This is a genomic window from Nonomuraea recticatena (genome assembly GCF_039533245.1).
Classification (GTDB): Bacteria; Actinomycetota; Actinomycetes; order Streptosporangiales; family Streptosporangiaceae; genus Nonomuraea; species Nonomuraea roseola.
In genome coordinates this window covers 1-17,346 of the sequence record NZ_BAAATE010000035.1, presented here as the reverse complement: position 1 = coordinate 17,346, position 17,346 = coordinate 1, and the positions used below count along the sequence as shown (strand labels likewise).

General features: G+C 70.5%; 16 protein-coding genes. 10 read left to right on the top strand and 6 right to left on the bottom strand.

Annotation, left to right across the window (positions count from 1 at the left end; translation table 11 throughout):
- The 4 genes from ABFX50_RS41460 to ABFX50_RS41445 all read right to left on the bottom strand — a co-directional run bounded on the left by ABFX50_RS41460 (position 1) and on the right by ABFX50_RS41445 (position 4,251).
- Entirely contained in the window at positions 1-1,296 is a 1,296-nt protein-coding gene (locus tag ABFX50_RS41460; RefSeq protein ID WP_346154609.1) for an MFS transporter, read from the bottom strand.
- 180 nt (positions 1,297-1,476) lie between these two features.
- Positions 1,477-1,827 (bottom strand): nuclear transport factor 2 family protein, encoded by a 351-nt coding sequence (locus ABFX50_RS41455; protein ID WP_346154607.1) that lies wholly within the window; start codon positions 1,825-1,827, stop codon positions 1,477-1,479.
- A gap of 40 nt (positions 1,828-1,867) precedes the next feature.
- The gene (locus ABFX50_RS41450) at positions 1,868-2,269 is read right to left on the bottom strand and encodes a hypothetical protein (protein ID WP_183662116.1); all 402 of its coding nucleotides are present in this window, start codon (positions 2,267-2,269) and stop codon (positions 1,868-1,870) included.
- A gap of 329 nt (positions 2,270-2,598) precedes the next feature.
- A complete protein-coding gene (locus ABFX50_RS41445; RefSeq protein ID WP_346154605.1) occupies positions 2,599-4,251 on the bottom strand; it encodes a class I adenylate-forming enzyme family protein in 1,653 nt (550 codons plus the stop codon).
- Between the two features lie 213 nt (positions 4,252-4,464).
- Between ABFX50_RS41445 and argC the strand changes: the two genes are divergently transcribed.
- The 9 genes from argC to ABFX50_RS41400 all read left to right on the top strand — a co-directional run bounded on the left by argC (position 4,465) and on the right by ABFX50_RS41400 (position 13,485).
- Positions 4,465-5,493 carry an N-acetyl-gamma-glutamyl-phosphate reductase gene (gene argC, locus ABFX50_RS41440; RefSeq protein WP_346154739.1) on the top strand — a complete coding sequence of 343 codons (1,029 nt, stop codon included), beginning with the start codon at positions 4,465-4,467 and terminating at the stop codon, positions 5,491-5,493.
- A gap of 67 nt (positions 5,494-5,560) precedes the next feature.
- Positions 5,561-6,715, top strand: coding sequence for a bifunctional glutamate N-acetyltransferase/amino-acid acetyltransferase ArgJ (argJ, locus tag ABFX50_RS41435; protein WP_346154603.1), 1,155 nt, complete (start codon positions 5,561-5,563; stop codon positions 6,713-6,715).
- Positions 6,712-7,590, top strand: a complete 879-nt coding sequence (gene argB, locus ABFX50_RS41430) for an acetylglutamate kinase (protein WP_183662108.1) — start codon at positions 6,712-6,714, stop codon at positions 7,588-7,590. Before argJ ends, argB begins: the two co-directional genes overlap by 4 nt.
- 63 nt (positions 7,591-7,653) lie before the next feature.
- Positions 7,654-8,820 (top strand): acetylornithine transaminase, encoded by a 1,167-nt coding sequence (locus ABFX50_RS41425; protein WP_346154601.1) that lies wholly within the window; start codon positions 7,654-7,656, stop codon positions 8,818-8,820.
- Positions 8,817-9,761 (top strand): ornithine carbamoyltransferase, encoded by a 945-nt coding sequence (gene argF / locus ABFX50_RS41420; protein ID WP_346154599.1) that lies wholly within the window; start codon positions 8,817-8,819, stop codon positions 9,759-9,761. Before ABFX50_RS41425 ends, argF begins: the two co-directional genes overlap by 4 nt.
- Complete coding sequence (locus tag ABFX50_RS41415) at positions 9,758-10,267, top strand: arginine repressor (protein WP_346154737.1); 510 nt, start codon at positions 9,758-9,760, stop codon at positions 10,265-10,267. Before argF ends, ABFX50_RS41415 begins: the two co-directional genes overlap by 4 nt.
- A 2-nt stretch (positions 10,268-10,269) precedes the next feature.
- Positions 10,270-11,469 (top strand): argininosuccinate synthase, encoded by a 1,200-nt coding sequence (locus ABFX50_RS41410; protein ID WP_346154598.1) that lies wholly within the window; start codon positions 10,270-10,272, stop codon positions 11,467-11,469.
- Positions 11,462-12,916, top strand: a complete 1,455-nt coding sequence (gene argH, locus ABFX50_RS41405; RefSeq protein ID WP_428834726.1) for an argininosuccinate lyase — start codon at positions 11,462-11,464, stop codon at positions 12,914-12,916. Before ABFX50_RS41410 ends, argH begins: the two co-directional genes overlap by 8 nt.
- A complete protein-coding gene (locus ABFX50_RS41400) occupies positions 12,898-13,485 on the top strand; it encodes a DNA-3-methyladenine glycosylase (protein ID WP_346154594.1) in 588 nt (195 codons plus the stop codon). Before argH ends, ABFX50_RS41400 begins: the two co-directional genes overlap by 19 nt.
- A gap of 11 nt (positions 13,486-13,496) precedes the next feature.
- Here the strand turns inward: ABFX50_RS41400 and ABFX50_RS41395 are convergent, their stop codons facing one another.
- A complete protein-coding gene (locus ABFX50_RS41395; RefSeq protein ID WP_346154592.1) occupies positions 13,497-13,901 on the bottom strand; it encodes a PH domain-containing protein in 405 nt (134 codons plus the stop codon).
- A gap of 311 nt (positions 13,902-14,212) precedes the next feature.
- Between ABFX50_RS41395 and tyrS the strand changes: the two genes are divergently transcribed.
- Positions 14,213-15,478, top strand: a complete 1,266-nt coding sequence (tyrS, locus tag ABFX50_RS41390; protein ID WP_346154590.1) for a tyrosine--tRNA ligase — start codon at positions 14,213-14,215, stop codon at positions 15,476-15,478.
- Between the two features lie 54 nt (positions 15,479-15,532).
- Here the strand turns inward: tyrS and ABFX50_RS41385 are convergent, their stop codons facing one another.
- The gene (locus ABFX50_RS41385) at positions 15,533-16,894 is read right to left on the bottom strand and encodes a hypothetical protein (protein WP_346154589.1); all 1,362 of its coding nucleotides are present in this window, start codon (positions 16,892-16,894) and stop codon (positions 15,533-15,535) included.
- Positions 16,895-17,346: the final 452 nt, after the last annotated feature.

The window sequence follows — 17,346 nt, the reverse complement described above, 5'->3', positions numbered from 1 at the left end:
TCAGCCCTCGGTGTGCGCGGCCTGCCTGCGGGCCTTCTCGGACAGGGCGTGCTCGCTGGTCCTGGCGTCGTAGGCGCGGAAGGACGGCAGCAGCCACGCCAGCAGCCCCACCGATCCGACGCACAGCAGACCGCCCACGCCCAGAGAGAACCGGGTGCCGCCGAGGTCGGCCATGAGCCCTGCCCGCGCGTTGCCGAGCATCGGGCCGCTGGCGTACGACAGCAGTTCGATGCCGGCCAGCCGGCCGCGCAGCTCCTCGGGGATGGTCTGGTTCCACATGGTCATCCTGAAGATGCCGCTGACCATGTCGGCCGCGCCCGCCAGCGCCAGGCAGAGGAAGATCGCCCAGATGCTGGGCATCACCGCGGCCAGGGCGACCGAGATGCCCCACAGCGCCGCGGCCAGGATCACCCCGATGCCCTGCCGTTGCACGCGCGCCGTCCACGCCCCCGTGAGGGAGGCGATCAGCGAGCCGACCGCGCCCGCCGAGTACAGCAGGCCCACGGCCTGCGGCGTGCCGAACTGGTCGGCGAGGAAGGGGTAGAGCGCCGTGGACATGGCGAAGACCATCGCGGCGATGTCCACCAGGTAGGTGCCCATCAGGTCGCGCCTGCTCGCGGCGTAGCGCAGGCCCTCGACCATCGACCTGATCGAGGCGGGGGCGGCGTCCTCCTTCGGCGGCACGGCCCTGATACGCCACAGCAGCACCAGCGAGAGCACGAAGCTGACCGTGTCGACCGCGTAGGCGGTGGCCACGCTGAAGGTGGTCACCAGCAGGCCGCCGAGCGCGGGGGCGGCGATGGCGCCGATGTTCCAGCGCAGGCTGGCCAGCACGGCCGCCGCGCCGAGCTGGTCGTGCCTGACGACCTGCGGGATCAGCGCCTCCATGCTCGGGCGCTGCAGGCTGGCCAGGCCGGTGGACAGCGCGCCGACCACGTAGAGCACCCAGATCTGCGGCTCTGGCAGCATGGCGTTGAACGTGAGCATCGCCGAGGTGACCAGCAGCCCGACCTCGCTGAGCAGGATGACCTTGCGCCGGTCGAGCGCGTCGGCGATGGCGCCGCCCCACAGCCCGCAGATCACCATCGGCACGAACTCCGCCAGGCTCACCAGACCCACCGCGACGTAGGAGCCGGTCAGCTGCTTCATCTGGTACGGCACGGCCACCATCGTGATGAACGTGCCGAACATCGTGATGACGCCTGAGGCCATCAGGAGCCGGTAGTCGCGTGAGTCGCGCAGCGGGCCCAGGTCCATCTTGAGGTGGGCGAGCAGGCGGCGGAGTGAATCGGGCACGGGTTCAGATTGTCGAGCGCCGGGCTCGGCGGGGGCAAACGGTTTTCGGGCGAGAGCGTGCGCACCGGCACGATGGGGCCTCGCCCACGCCCGGCGTCCGCCACGCCGGCGTCGCGTTCGGGCCGTGACATGGCGATGCCCCCGCCGAGGGCATCGGCGGGGGCATGTGCGGACTGTGTGTCAGCTGGGCACTTTGTCCAGGAAGCCGAACACCTGGCGGATCCGGCCGTCCTCGGCGAGCTTCACCACGTCGAACCCGACCACTACCGGCTCCTCGCCCTCGGGACCCAGGTGCCAGGTGAAGCGGGCGAGGTCCTGGTGGGCGTCGTAGACCTCGCCGGCGCTGAAGACCATGCCGGGGAACATGCCCTGCGCTCCGGCGATCACCGCGGCGATCCCCTCGTGTCCCGCCACGTCGGCCAGCGGGTCGGTGTAGGTCGCGTCCTCGGTCCACAGCTCGGCGACGGCCTTGGCGCGGGCGTCGGCGTCGGTCTCGTTCCAGGCGGCCACGTAGCGCTCGATCAGCGTCATGATATTTCGTCCTTTCAAGGGTTATCGCGGGTTCAGAGGGTCAGCGGGTCTTGCGGAGGCCCATGATCTGCAGCTCGGCGAAGGCGGCCACGACCAGGGCCTGGGCGATCGCCCACACCGCGCCGATCGTGGTGAACTCCAGCAGGCCGGTCGCGACGGCGGCGACGCTGCCGAGGGTCCAGATGATGTTCAGGGCGATGACGGCCTTGGTGGCGCCTCTGCTGATGTCGGCCCTGGTGCCCAGGAAGCCGACGGCCACGCCGTACACGAGGAGGAAGACGCCGATGCCGCGCAGCATTCCGGTGTCGGGGCCGAGCAGGTCGCCCACGGGGCCCGCGGCGAGCAGGTAGATCAGCCCGTTGCCGCCGGTGACGACGGCGTCGGCGACCAGGGCGAGGCGCAGGAACTTGGTCCGGTCGGCGGTAACGGTGAGGAAGGTCATCTCGGCTCCTTCGGAGGGTGTTTCGTTCCGATGGAGCAACCGTGTCATCCGCGACATCAAGCGCGCGATTACGCCTGAGGTAAGCGCGCGCGGCCGCACACCGCTGACCTGGGCGAAGGAGGCGGAAAATGATGCGAGCACACTCGTCACGCCGCGCCGGGGGACCGGCCGAGGCAGGGCAGACCCGTCGGGGTCCTGGCGTCGCACCGCCTGGCGTCGCACCGCCTGGCGTCGCACCGCCTGGCGTCGCACCGCCTGGCGTCGCACCGCCTGGCGGCGGTCTTCACTCCGCGCAGGGTGGACCGCCGCCTACCTCCGGGCGCAGGCGGTCAAAGAGCCAGGACCTCCTGGCGGAGCCGGGTCTTGAGGATCTTGCCGCCGGGGTTGCGGGGCAGCTCCGCGTCCCTGAACCAGAAGTGCGCGGGCACCTTGAACCCGGCGATGCGCTCCTTGAGGAAGGCCGTCAGCTCCTCTGGGGTGGCGGGCGCCGACAGGCGGATGACCGCGCCGACCTCCTCGCCCAGCTCGTCGTGCGGCACCCCGATCACCGCGGCGTCGTCCACGGACGGGTGCTCGAACAGCGCCGCCTCCACCTCGGCGCAGTACACGTTCTCGCCGCCGCGGATCACCATGTCCTTCGCCCTGTCGACGATGTAGACGAAGCCCTCCTCGTCCACCCTGGCCAGGTCGCCGGTGTGCAGCCACCCGTCGACGAACGTCTCGGCCGTGGCCGACGGCTTGTTCCAGTAGCCCATGATGACGTTGGGCCCGCGCAGGCAGAGCTCACCGACCTCGCCGACGGGCAGCGGCGCGCCCGAGGGGTCGGAGATGCGCACGTCGACGACGGCGGACGGCAGGCCGATGCTGTCGGGCTTGCGGGCGTAGTCGGCTCCGGAGTTGTTGATGGCGAGGGCGGTGGTCTCGGTCATGCCGTAGCCGTTGCTGGGCGCCCGGCCCGGCAGCTCGTTGGTGATGCGCTCCATCAGCTTGGGGGGAGCTGGGGCGCCGCCGTAGGAGATGCCGGTCAGGGAGGACAGGTCGTACTTGTCCACGTCGGGGTGGGAGAGCAGCTGCCAGGCGTTGGTGGGCACCCCCGTCATCCCGGTGATCTTCTCGCGCTCGATGAGCTGGAGCGCGAGCAGCGGGTCCCACTTGTACATCAGCGCCAGCGCGCCGCCGGTGAACATGGTGCCTGTCATCACCGCGAAGCAGCCCGTGACGTGGAAGAGCGGCACCGTCAGCAGCGTGACCCGCCGCTCGCCCGTCGTGCCCGAAGGGTCCTTGCCGGCCATGACGACCGCGCGGATGAGGGAGTAGGCGACGGTCATCGGCGCCTGGCCGAGGTTGCGATGGCTGCCGAGCGCGCCCTTCGGCAGGCCCGTGGTGCCCGAGGTGTAGAAGATCGTCGCGGGGTCCTCAGGAGACAGTTCCACGGAGGGGAGGGTGACGTCCGCCCTGACCTCGCCCAGCACCTCGTCGAAGGCGCGCGCGCCCTCCTGGGGCGTGCCCCTTGTCACGATCAGCGGCACGCCCGTGCCCGCCAGGCGCTCGGCCCGCTCGCCGTCGGCGATCAGCACCTTGGCGCCGGAGTCGGAGACCCCGTAGGCCAGCTCCTGCGCGGTCCACCAGGCGTTCAGCGGTACGGCGATCGCCCCGGCCGCCAGGACGGCGGAGAAGGAGACGACCCATTCGGGGTAGTTGCGCATCGCGATGGCCACGCGGTCGCCCTTGACCACGCCGTACTCCTCGACCAGCCGGTTGGCCAGCGTCGCCGCCAGGCGGTAGTGCTGCTCGTAGGAGATCCGCTCGTCCTCGTAGATGAGGAAGTCCTTCTCTCCCTGCCACCGGCTGTTCTCCAGCATGGTGCGGAAGTGTCCCGGCGCGTGCTTCCAGGTGCGGATCCCCGACTCCAGCTCCTCGGTTTCGAACAGCTGGCCCTCTGCGGTGAGCTGGGCCTGGACCTGGGCGTGCGTGATGCTCATGGGCAAGAACTCCCGCGTGCTCTGTTAACCGGATATTTCACAGTACCGACCGGTAGGTACGTCGCGCTAGGCCTCGTGACTGAGTGTTCATGCAGGCAAATGGGTGGTTTGTCCGATCTCAGAATGCGGGCGTCGCGGCCCGTCTGGCTTGCATGCTCATCGACCCGGATGCATAATCTCTCTAAGCAAATTCATGAGTAAGGATGAATGACTATGCAGCGTGTGGCGATCGCCGGGGCCAGCGGCTACGCCGGAGGTGAGCTCGCCCGTCTGCTGCTCATGCACCCCGAACTGGAGATAGGCGCGCTGACCGCCGCTTCGAGCGCGGGCAGCCCGCTCGGCGCGCACCAGCCGCACCTGCCCCAGCTGGCAGCCCGGATCATCCAGGAGACCACCCCCGAGGTGCTCGCAGGGCACGACGTGGTCTTCCTCGCCCTTCCGCACGGTCAGTCCGCCGCGATCGCCGCCCAGTTGGACGAGAGCGACACCGTGATCGTCGACTGCGGCGCCGACCACCGGCTCGCCGACCCTGCCGCCTGGGCCGAGTTCTACGGCGGAGCCCACGCGGGCACCTGGCCGTACGGCCTGCCCGAGCTGCCCGGTCAGCGCGACATCCTCAAGGCCGCGCGGCGCATCGCCGTACCCGGCTGCTACCCGACGGCCGTCACCCTCGCGCTCTTCCCCGCCTTCGCGGAGGGGCTCGCGGAGCCCGACGTGGTGGTCGTGGCGGCGACGGGCACCAGCGGCGCGGGCAAGGCCCTCAAGCCGAACCTGCTCGGCAGCGAGGTCATGGGCTCGGTCAGCGCCTACGGCGTGGGCGGCGTCCACCGGCACACGCCTGAGATGGAGCAGAACCTCTCCGCCGTCGCGGGCCTCCCCGTCACCGTCGCCTTCACCCCGATGCTGGCGCCGATGAGCCGCGGCATCCTGGCCACCTGTACGGCTCCCGGCACCCCCGGCCTGACCGCCGCAGCCCTGCGCGACGCCTACGAGAGCGCGCTGAAGGACGAGCCGTTCGTCACGCTGCTGCCCGAGGGCGTGTGGCCCGCCACCGCGATGACCTACGGCGCCAACACCGCGGCCCTGCAGGTGACGCTCGACGAGCGCGCCGGCCGCGTGGTCGCCGTCATCGCCATCGACAACCTCACCAAGGGCACCGCGGGGGGCGCGATCCAGAGCGTCAACCTCGCACTCGGCCTGCCCGAAGGGCTCGGCCTTCCCCTGAACGGAGTCGCCCCGTGATCGAGCGCGGCCAGAGAACCAGCGAACACGGCCTGTGCACACGCATGCGGCCGTCGAAGGAGGACGCATGAGCGTGACCGCCCCCCTCGGCTTCAAGGCCGCGGGCATCGCCGCAGGCATCAAGGCCGGCGGCAACCGCGACCTCGCCCTCGTCGTCAACGAAGGACCGCGCCGCGCCGCCGCGGGTGTCTTCACCGCCAACCGCGTGAAGGCAGCCCCCGTCCTCTGGTCACAGCAGGTCCTGGCGGGGGGCCGAGTCCGAGCGGTCGTCCTCAACTCGGGCGGCGCCAACGCCTGCACGGGTCCCGAAGGCTTCCAGGACACCCACGCCACGGCCGAGAAGGTCGCCGAGGTCCTGGCCGACTCCGCCGGCGAGATCGCCGTATGCTCCACCGGCCTGATCGGCGAGCGGCTGCCGATGGAGGCGCTGCTGACGGGCGTCGACAGCGCGGCCACGCAGCTCTCCCGCGACGGCGGCCTGGCGGCGGCCGACGCCATCCGCACCACCGACACCGTCTCGAAGATCTCCTTCAGGCGCGGCGAGGGCGGGTACATGGTCGGCGGGATGGCCAAGGGCGCGGGCATGCTCGCCCCGGCGCTGGCCACCATGCTCTGCGTCATCACCACCGACGCCGAGGTCACCTCCGAGCAGCTCGACGCGGTGCTGCGCAGGGCCACGGCCAAGACCTTCGACAGGCTCGACGCCGACGGCTGCATGTCGACGAACGACACCGTGCTGCTGCTGGCCAGCGGCGCCTCAGGCGTCACGCCCGACCTCGCCGAGTTCGAGAAGAAGATCACCGAGGTCTGCGCCGACCTGGCCAGGCAGCTGCTCGTCGACGCCGAAGGCGCCTCCAAGGCGATCGCCATCGAGGTCGTGGGCGCGGCCAGCGAGGACGACGCCGTCAAGGTGGGCCGCACGGTCTCCAGGTCCAACCTGCTCAAGTGCGCCATCCACGGCGAGGACCCCAACTGGGGCCGCGTCCTGGCGGCGGTCGGCACCACCGACGCGGTCTTCGAGCCCGACCGGATCAACGTCGCCATCAACGGCATCTGGATCTGCAGGGGCGGCGCCGTCGGCGACGACCGCGCCAAGGTGGACATGCGCCCGCGCGACGTGACGATCACCGTCGACCTGTCGGCGGGGCCGCACTCGGCGACCATCCACACCACGGACCTGACCGCGGCCTACGTGCACGAGAACTCGGCGTACTCCTCATGAGGGCCAACGGAGCGCTCGCCAAGGCGAGCACGCTGATCGAGGCCCTGCCCTGGCTGGCCAGGTTCAGCGGCGCGACCGTCGTCATCAAGTACGGCGGCAACGCCATGACGGAGGAGTCGCTCAAGGAGGGCTTCGCCGAGGACATCGTCTTCCTGCGTTACGCGGGCCTGCGGCCGGTCGTGGTGCACGGCGGGGGGCCGCAGATCAGCGCGCACCTCGACAGGCTCGGCATCGAGTCGACCTTCACCGCGGGCCTGCGGGTCACCACTCCCGAGGCGATGCAGGTCGTGCGCATGGTGCTGGTGGGCCAGGTCAACCGCGACGTCGTCGGCCTGATCAACCACCACGGCCCGTTCGCGGTCGGCATGTCGGGCGAGGACGCGCACCTGTTCACCGCCGAGCGCAAGCCCGCGATGGTGGACGGCGAGCCCGTCGACATCGGCCAGGTGGGCGAGATCGTCAAGGTCGAGCCCGGCGCCGTGCAGGCCCTGCTCGACGACGGTCGCATCCCGGTCGTCTCCAGCGTCGCCCGCGGCGTGGACGGCCAGGTCTACAACGTCAACGCCGACACCGCCGCGGCCGCGCTCGCCGTCGCGCTGCGGGCGCAGAAGCTGATCGTGCTCACCGACGTCGAGGGCCTGTACGCCAGCTGGCCCGCCGACACCGACGTGATCGACCAGCTCAAGGCGGCGGAGCTGGCCGAGATGCTGCCCACGCTGTCCAGCGGCATGGTGCCCAAGATGGAGGCCTGCCTGACCGCCGTGCAGGGCGGCGTGCCCCAGGCGCACGTCCTGGACGGACGCGTCCCCCACGCCCTGCTGCTCGAGATCTTCACCGACCACGGAATCGGAACCATGGTGATGCCCAATGAGTGAGCGCAGCGAGCTCATCAGGAAACACAGCGACCTCAGGTTCATACGGCCGACGGAGTCGGACGCATGAACCTGTACAAGAGGTTCGAAGACGCCTTCATGCCGAACTACGGCGTCCCCCCGCTGGCGCTGGCCCGCGGCAAGGGCAGCACGGTGTGGGACGTGGAGGGCAGGCAGTACCTCGACTTCGTCGGCGGCATCGCCGTCGACTCTCTCGGACACGGCCACCCCGCGCTGGTCGAGGCCGTCTCCAGGCAGGTCGCCACCCTCGCCCACACCAGCAACCTCTACCTGCACGAGCCCGAGGTGTTGCTGGCGGAGAAGCTGCTCGAGCTGTTGAAGCAGCCGGCGAAGGTCTTCTTCGCCAACTCCGGCACCGAGGCCAACGAGTGCGCCTACAAGCTGGCGCTCAAGTACGGCAAGGCCACGGGCCGCTCCTACTTCGTCGCCGCGGAGAACGGCTTCCACGGCCGCACGATGGGCGCGCTCTCCCTCACCGGCAAGAAGGCGATCCGCGAGCAGTTCGGCCCCTTCCCCGTCGAGGTTCGCTTCGTTCCCTACGGCGACGCCGACGCGCTCAAGCAGGCCGTCACCGAGGACTGCATCGCGGTCTTCCTCGAGCCCACGCAGGGCGAGGCGGGCGTCGTGCCGCCGCCCGAGGGCTACTTCGGCGCCGCCCGTGAGATCTGCACCGCCGCAGGCGCGCTGCTGGTCGCCGACGAGATCCAGTCGGCCATCGGCAGGACCGGCCACTGGTTCGCCCACCAGGCGGAGGGCGTCGTCCCCGACGTCCTGACCCTGGCCAAGGGCCTGGGCGGCGGCCTGCCGATCGGCGCCTGCGTCGGCTTCGGCCCCGCGGCCACGCTCTTCGACAAGGGCGACCACGGCTCGACCTTCGGCGGCAACCCGGTCTCCTGCGCCGCCGCGCTCGCCGTCCTGGCCAACGTGGACCCCGCCGAGGCCGCCGCCAAGGGCGCCCTGCTGCGCGCAGGGCTGGAGGCGGTGAAGCACCCGCTGCTCAAGGGCGTGCGCGGCCGCGGCCTGTGGCTGGCCCTCGTGCTCGAGGAGCCGGTCTCCGGCAAGGTGCAGCAGGCGGCGCAGGACGCCGGCTTCCTGGTCAACGCCCTGCAGCCCGACGCCGTACGGCTCGCACCCCCACTCGTGGTGACCGCCGAGGAGATCCAGGCCCTCGTCGACGCCCTCCCCTCGATCCTCACGGAGGCGGCCAAGTGACCAGACACCGCGCGGACTCGGCGCCTACCAGGCACTTCCTGAAGGACGACGACCTCTCGCCCGCCGAGCAGGCCGAGGTGCTCGACCTGGCCGACGCCATGAAGAAGGACCCGTACGGCTACCGCCCCTTCGAGGGGAACAGGACCATCGCGGTGCTCTTCGACAAGCCGTCCACCAGGACCCGCGTCTCCTTCGCCGTCGGCATCGCCGAGCTGGGCGGCGTCCCGCTGATCATCGACGGCGGCACCTCCCAGATGGGAAGGGGCGAGCCGATCGAGGACACCGCCAGGGTGCTGGAACGCCACGTCGACGCCATCGTGTGGAGGACCGGAGGACAGGAGCGCATCGAGGCCATGGCCTCGGTCTCGGGCGTCCCCGTCATCAACGCGCTGACCGACGAGTACCACCCCTGCCAGATCCTCGCCGACCTGCAGACCGTCAGGGAGAACTTCGGCAGGACCGCCGGGCTCACGCTCACCTACCTGGGCGACGGCGCCAACAACATGGCCCACTCCTACCTGCTCGGCGGCGCGACCGCCGGCATGCACGTCCGCGTCGCCGCGCCCGCCGGCTACCAGCCCGACCCTGGCATCCTCGCCAGGGCCGCGGAGGTCGCCAAGGGCACCGGCGGCAGCGTGAGCGTGCTGGAGGAGGCGGCCGCCGCCGCCGAAGGCGCGCACGTGATCGCCACCGACACGTGGGTGTCGATGGGCCAGGAGGGCAAGGAGGAGCGCGTGGCCGTGCTCATGCCGTACCAGGTGAACGCCGTGCTCATGGCCCGCGCCGACAGCGAGGCGATCGTGCTGCACTGCCTGCCCGCCTACCGCGGCTACGAGATCACCGCCGAGGTGCTCGACGGCCCGGACAGCCTCGTGTGGGACCAGTCGGAGAACCGCCGTCACGCCCAGAAGGCGCTGCTGCAGTGGCTGTGGTCACGATGAGCATCCCGATGACCAAGGTCGCCAGGCAGGCGAAGATCACCGACCTGCTCCAGCGGCAGGCCGTGCGCTCCCAGCCCGAGCTGGCCAAGCTCCTGGCCGAGAGCGGCGTCGAGGTCACCCAGGCCACGCTCTCGCGCGACCTGGACGAGCTCGGGGCGCTCAAGCTGCGGGCCGAGGACGGCTCACTGGTCTACGCGCTGCCAGGCGAGGGCGGCGGACGCATCCCGCTGGCCCGCCTGGGCACGGGAGAGTCGCCCGCGGCCAGGCTCCACAGGATCGCCGAGGAGCTGCTGGTCTCGGCCGAGGCCTCGGCCAACCTGGTGATCGTCAGGACGCCGCCGGGCGCCGCGCAGTTCCTCGCCTCCGCCATCGACCACGCCGACTGGGAGTCCATCCTCGGCACAGTGGCGGGGGACGACACCATTCTCGTCATCAGTCGCGACCCCCTGGGTGGCCCCGCGGTCGTGGACAGCCTGCTGAACATCGCGAATCGTAAAGGATCATGATCATGTCCGAGAGAGTCGTACTAGCGTTCTCCGGGGGCCTCGACACCTCTGTCGCCATCCCCTTCCTCGCCGAGCAGATGGACGCCGAGGTCATCGCCGTCGCCGTCGACCTCGGCCAGGGTGGCGAGGACATGGACGTCATCCGGAAGCGCGCCATCGACTGCGGCGCGGTCGAGTCGGTCGTCGTGGACGCCAAGGAGGAGTTCGCCGCCGACTTCTGCGTGCCCGCCCTGCAGGCCAACGCGCTCTACATGGACCGCTACCCGCTGCTGTCGTCGCTGTCGCGCCCGCTGATCGTCAAGCATCTGGTCGCCGCGGCCAAGCAGTTCGGCGGCACCACGGTCTCGCACGGCTGCACCGGCAAGGGCAACGACCAGGTGCGCTTCGAGGCAGGCCTCGCCGCGCTCGCGCCCGAGCTCAAGGTCGTCGCCCCCGCCCGCGACTACGCCTGGACCCGCGACAAGGCCATCGCCTTCGCCGAGGACAAGGGCCTGCCGATCGAGACCACCAAGAAGAACCCGTACTCGATCGACCAGAACCTCTGGGGCAGGGCCATCGAGACCGGCTTCCTCGAGGACATCTGGAATGGCCCGACCGAGGACATCTTCGCCTACACCTCCGACCCCGCCCAGCCGCGCGAGGCCGACGAGGTCGTCATCACCTTCAAGGAGGGCGTGCCCGTCGCCCTCGACGGCAGGGCGCTGACCCCGTTCCAGATCATCGACGAGCTGAACAGGCGCGCCGGCGCCCAGGGCGTCGGCAGGATCGACATGGTCGAGGACAGGCTCGTCGGCATCAAGTCGCGCGAGGTCTACGAGGCGCCGGGCGCGATCGCGCTGATCACCGCGCACATGGAGCTCGAGAACGTCACCGTGGAGCGCGACCTGGCCAGGTTCAAGCGCGGCGTCGACCAGCGCTGGAGCGAGCTGGTCTACGACGGCCTGTGGTTCTCGCCGCTGAAGGACGCCCTCGACACCTTCATCGCCGACGCCCAGAAGTACGTCTCAGGCGACATCAGGATGACCCTGCACGGCGGCCGCGCCGTCGTCACCGGCAGGCGCTCGGAGGAGTCGCTGTACGACTTCTCGCTGGCCACCTACGACACGGGCGACACCTTCGACCAGTCCCTGGCCAAGGGCTTCGTCCAGCTGTGGAGCCTCCCCTCCAAGATCGCGGCAGCCCGTGACGCCAGGCATGGCTAGGATCGCGGGTGACGAGGAGGAGACTACGGTGAGTGATGGTGGCAAGCCGATGAGGCTGTGGGGCGGGCGTTTCGAGTCGGGCCCCGCCGACGCGCTGGCTCGGCTGTCGGTGAGCGTGCACTTCGACTGGCGGCTGGTGCCTTACGACCTGATGGCCTCGCGGGCGCACGCCCGCGTGCTCAACAGGGCGGGGCTGCTGACGGACGAGGAGCTCGAGCGCATGATCGGCGCGCTCGACGACCTGGAGACCGCCTGCAAGACGGGCGAGTTCAGGCCGACGGTCGCCGACGAGGACGTGCACACCGCGCTGGAGCGCGGGCTGCTCGAGCGACTCGGCTCGCTCGGCGGCAAACTGCGCGCGGGGCGCAGCCGCAACGACCAGATCGCCACCGACCTGCGCCTGTACCTGCGCGACAACGTGCGAGCGATCATCTCCAGGCTGGTGGAGGTCGAGACGGCACTGATGGCCCAGGCCGCCACGCACGCCGACACGGCCGCGCCCGGCATGACGCACCTGCAGCACGCGCAGCCGGTCTCCTTCGGCCACCAGCTGCTCGCGCACGTGCACGCCTTCGCCCGCGACATCGACAGGCTGATCGACTGGGACAAGCGGACCGCGGTCTCGCCGCTCGGCTCCGGCGCGCTGGCCGGCTCGTCGCTGCCGCTCGACCCCGTCGTGGTCGCCGAGGAGCTCGGCTTCACCTCGGCCGCGCCGAACTCGATGGACGCCGTCGCCGACCGCGACTTCGCCGCCGAGTTCCTCTTCGACGCGGCGATGATCGGCATCCACCTGTCGAGGCTGGGCGAGGAGATCGTCCTGTGGGCCTCGCAGGAGTTCCGTTGGATCGAGATGGACGACGCCTACTCCACCGGCTCGTCGATCATGCCGCAGAAGAAGAACCCCGACGTCGCCGAGCTGGCGCGCGGCAAGTCGGGCCGGCTCATCGGCAACCTCATGTCGATGCTGACCGTGCTGAAGGGCCTGCCCCTCACCTACAACCGCGACCTGCAGGAGGACAAGGAGCCGGTCTTCGACACCGTCGACACCCTGCTGCTGGTGCTCCCCGCGGTCGCGGGGCTGGTCTCCACGATGCGCGTCAACACCGCGCGCATGTCGGCGACCGCCTCCGACGGCTTCGCGCTGGCCACCGACCTGGCCGAGCTGCTCGTGCGCAAGGGGGTGGCCTTCCGCGACGCGCACGAGGCCGTCGGCCACCTGGTCGTCTACTGCCAGGTCAACGACGTCGACCTGGGCGAGGTCAGCGACGAGGATCTGGCGAAGGTCTCCCCGCACCTGACCCCCGACGTGCGCGACGTGCTCAACGTGCCGGGCGCGCTGGCCGCGCGCAAGGCGCACGGCGGCACCGCGCCCGACAGGGTCCGCGACCAGCTCGCGGCGCTTCGCGAGGCGGTCGACGCCCAGGCGGCATGGGCCTCGGGCTCCTGAGCAGGGACTTCTTCGACAGGCCAGCTCACGAGGTCGCGCCCGAACTGCTCGGGCGCGTCCTCGTGCACGGCGAGGTCAGCGTCAGGCTGACTGAAGTCGAGGCGTACGGCCTGCCGGGGGAGGACCCCGCCTCTCACACCTACCGAGGACAGACCCCGCGCAACTCGGTGATGTTCGGCCCGCCGGGGCATCTGTACGTCTACTTCACCTACGGCATGCACTACTGCGCCAACATCGTCTGCCTGCCCGAGGGGCACGGCTCGGCCGTGCTGCTACGCGCCGGCGAGATCGTGTCGGGCCTCGACGTGGCCAGGGCGCGGCGCAACGGGGCCCGCGACCGCGACCTGGCCAGAGGCCCCGCAAGGCTGGCCGTGGCGCTCGGCTGGGGGCGCGAGGACAACGGCCTGGACATGATCGGCAAGGTGCTCGACGGGTCCCCTCCCGCCTCGGTGCTCGCGGGACCGAGGACCGGGATCTCCACAGGGGCCGAGACCCCTTGGCGGTTCTGGATCGAGGGGGATCCGACGGTCTCGCCGTACCGGGCGCACGTGCCCAGGCGGCGTGGCTGACCGGCTCCCGGCTACGCCGCCCTGAGCCGCCGCAGCTCCGCGGCCACCTCGGTGGGCGAGGCACCGAGGTCGGACCGGCTGAACAGGTGCAGGTTGTCGCCGGTGTCGATCTCCAGCATCTCGCTGCGCCTGCCGTAGCGGGTGCGCACGTCGACCTTGATGTCCTCGATCTGGTCCCAGGGGACGTGGCGGGAGCCCGCGTAGCCGTGCGCGACGGTGATGCCGGAGGCGTCGGTGGCCAGCCGTACGGGGACCAGGAGGTCTCTGAGCGCCATGGCGCCGACCAGCAGGGTGGCGGGGACGGCCAGGATCACGCCGCGCACGTCGCCGGAGAGGTACCAGTAGCCGCCGAGGGTGGCACAGGCCACGGCGGCCAGGATCTTGACGGCGACCAGCTCGCGGCGAACCCTCCACATGCCTGCGAGGCTACCGCCCCAGACGATCGCGCTCCCCGACACCGACTTCGGCCAGCCGAGCTCGGGGTCGAGGTCCTGGCGCCGCTCTCGAGGTCGAACTCGAGTGAGACGTCGTCCTTGAGCGCGTAGAGCCCTCCCCAGCGTTCACCCCCGCCCGCGGTCCGGCCCGTCTCACCCGGCGGGTGGCTGTGCCGTCGGCGGGGGAGCCTGACGTCTGCCATGATCACGAGGAGGGTTTTCAAGTGGCGGCAGGTGCCGAGATCGGGCACTCTGTAGCCAGTCCATCTCCACTCGTTCGGAAAGCCGGAATCGTGACCGACATCATCGACGACCTCGCATGGCGAGGTCTGATCGCGCAGTCCACCGACCTCGACGCCCTTCGCGCGTCCATGGCCAAGGGACCGATCTCGGTCTATGCAGGCTTCGACCCCACCGCTCCGTCGCTGCACGTCGGACACTTCGTGCCGCTGCTGACGCTGCGCCGCATCCAGCTGGCGGGTCACCGGCCGATCGGGCTGGTCGGGGGCGCCACCGGGCTGATCGGTGACCCCAGCGGGCGCAACACCGAGCGTTCGCTCAACGCGGGTGACGTCGTCGCCGGATGGGTGGAGCGGCTGCGCGGCCAGGTCGGGCGCTTCCTAGACTTCGAGGCGCAGCCCAACGCCGCGCTCATGGTCAGCAACCTCGACTGGACCGCCGAGCTGTCCGCGATCGACTTCCTGCGCGACATCGGCAAGCACTTCCCCGTCAACCGCATGCTGGCCCGCGAGTCCGTCGCGGCCAGGCTCGCGGGCGAGGGGCTCAGCTACACCGAGTTCAGCTACCAGATCCTGCAGGCCAACGACTACCTCGAGCTGTACCGCAGGCACGGCTGCTCGCTGCAGATCGGCGGCAGCGACCAGTGGGGCAACATCACCGCGGGCGTCGACCTGGTCCGCCGCGTCGAGGGCGGCCACGTCCACGCCCTCACGCTCCCGCTGATCACCAAGGCCGACGGCACCAAGTTCGGCAAGACGGCGGGCGGCGCGCTCTGGCTCGACCCCGCCATGACCTCGCCCTACGCCTTCTACCAGTACTTCCTCAACGCCGACGACCGGGACGTGATCCACTACCTGAAGGTGTTCACGTTCAGGAGCCGCGAGGAGATCGAGGAGCTGGAGAAGGCCGTCGCCGAGCGGCCGTTCGCCAGGGAGGCGCAGCGGGCGCTGGCCGAGGAGCTCACCGAGCTGCTGCACGGCAGGGCCGAGCTCGAGGCCGTCGTGGCCGCCTCCAAGGCGCTGTTCGGGCAGGGTTCGCTCGAGGAGCTGTCCGCCCCCACGCTGGAGGCGGCGCTGGCCGAGGTGCCTCTCGCCAAGGTCGACTCGCTCGGAGCGACGCTGGTCGAGCTCATGGCCGAGAGCGGCCTGGTGGAGTCGAAGTCGGCGGCCAGGCGCGCGGTCAAGGAGGGCGGCGCGTACCTCAACAACGCGAAGATCACCGACGAGGCCTACACGCCCTCCGCCGACGATCTGCTGCAGGGACGCTTCCTCGTGCTGCGTCGTGGCAAGAAGTCGATCGGCGGCGTCGTCGTCGGCTGACACTGACGTTCACGGCGGGCTCTCTCGTGGAGGGGGCCCGCTTCGCCGTCTACGTCAGCGTCGCTCCTTCCTGGTGTAGAGCGCGACGGTCAGGCCGGGGATGTCGGCCGAGTGCCAGGCCCTGACCAGGGCGAAGCCCGCCTGCCGTACCCTGCCGTGCTGCGGCAGGTCGGCGCTCTTCGCTCCGCGCCACACCAGCCAGACCCGGTCGCGGCCGCGCAGCGCGACGGAGACGTCCGCCCGCTCGGGATAGCCGAAGCTGTCGGCGGCGGGCGCGTCGCCCAGACGCAGGACGTCGTCGGGCATGGCGTTCGTCGCGTAGTAGTCGAAGCCGGTGCGCAGGGAGCTCTGGCCGTAGACGATCGCATCGCCTGCTTCGAGCTTCATGCGGCCGATCGCCCACGGGACGTCCTCGAAGCGGCCGTTGCGCTCCCTGACATCGAGGTGCTGCGGGAAGGCCAGCGCGGCCGCTCCGACGGCGAGCGCGACGGCGGCGGGCACGGCCAGGCGCGGCAGTTCGGCCACGGCGATCGCCGCCAGCAGCGCGAGCGCGGGAGCGGTGACGAAAAGGTAGCGGTCGACGTACACGGGTGTCACCAGATGGGAGACCGCCAGCAGCAGGACGGGCGGCAGCAGCAGCCACCCCGTCACCGCCAGGCCCCAGCGAGTGTCGCGCCTGATCAGCACGAAGGCCCCGGCGAGAGCCACCGCGAACAGCGCAAGGCCGACCCCCTCGGCGCCCGCCGCCATCTTCGGGAACTTCAGCAGGACGTCGGGACCGCGCTGGGGGATCCAGCTGATCGCGTGCCGCTCGCCGTACCCGATGAGACCCAGCACCGCGGCTGGCACGAAGCCGGCCGCCATCGCCACGACCATCGTCTTGGTACGGCCGCGCAGGAGCGCGAGCTGCGCGGGGAGCACGAGCACCGCGAACAGGTGGGTACAGCCGACGAGCGCGACCGCGGTGGCGTAGGAGACCCATCGGGAACGGTGCAGCGCCCAGAAGGAGATGGTCACCGCCGCGGCGGCGAAGGCGTAGGGCCTGGCGAAGGCGCCGTAGTAGGAGACCGACGGCAGCACGCACAACAGCGCGGCGGCGGCCAGGCCCGCGGGAAGGCTGTGCACACGGCGGCCCAGGCACACCAGGAACGCGGCTGCCACCCCGATCGCCAGCGCGGAGGGCAGCCTGAGCCACAGCTCGGCCGTGCCGGCCTTCACCCAGAAGTGCATGAACAGGTAGTACGGCAGGAAGTGCCCGTCGATGTGCTGGGCCAGCTCCCACATCCCTGCGATGGAACGGCGGGCGGCGCTGAGCGTGGCCAGCTCGTCGCCGTTGAGCGTGGAGGAGCCCGAACCCGAGAGCGCCACCGCGAATGCCACGATCGCGGCGGTGGGAGGAGCCCACCGCGGTGTCATAACAGGAGGCTGTGGGGGGCTTTCGGGCCTGGCGATCGTGGCGGTCACCTAGAGGAGGATACGGGGCGAGATCGACATACCGGACGCGGATTTGACGGGATGGCGATACCGACCTAGTCTCGTCTGTGCCCCGGGAGCGAGCCGGACGCCGCGAGACGGCGGACGGGCCCCGAGGGAGACCCCTCTTGAACAAGCCGACGGTACGGCGCACCTCGATCATCATCCGGAAAATCGGTTGATTGGACAAGGCGCGAGTGGCACGGTAAGTTGAGAGGGTTGCCCCGGAGACGGGGCGGTGCGGCTCGAGCAGTCGAGAAGGCTGCTAGGCTCGGCACCACGAACGAATGCGGAAGACGCGTCCGTTTCTTGAGAACTCAACAGTGTGTTAAAAGCCAGTGCATGATACACAACCCCGTCCATTGGACGGATTCCTTTGGTTGGAACATTCATGT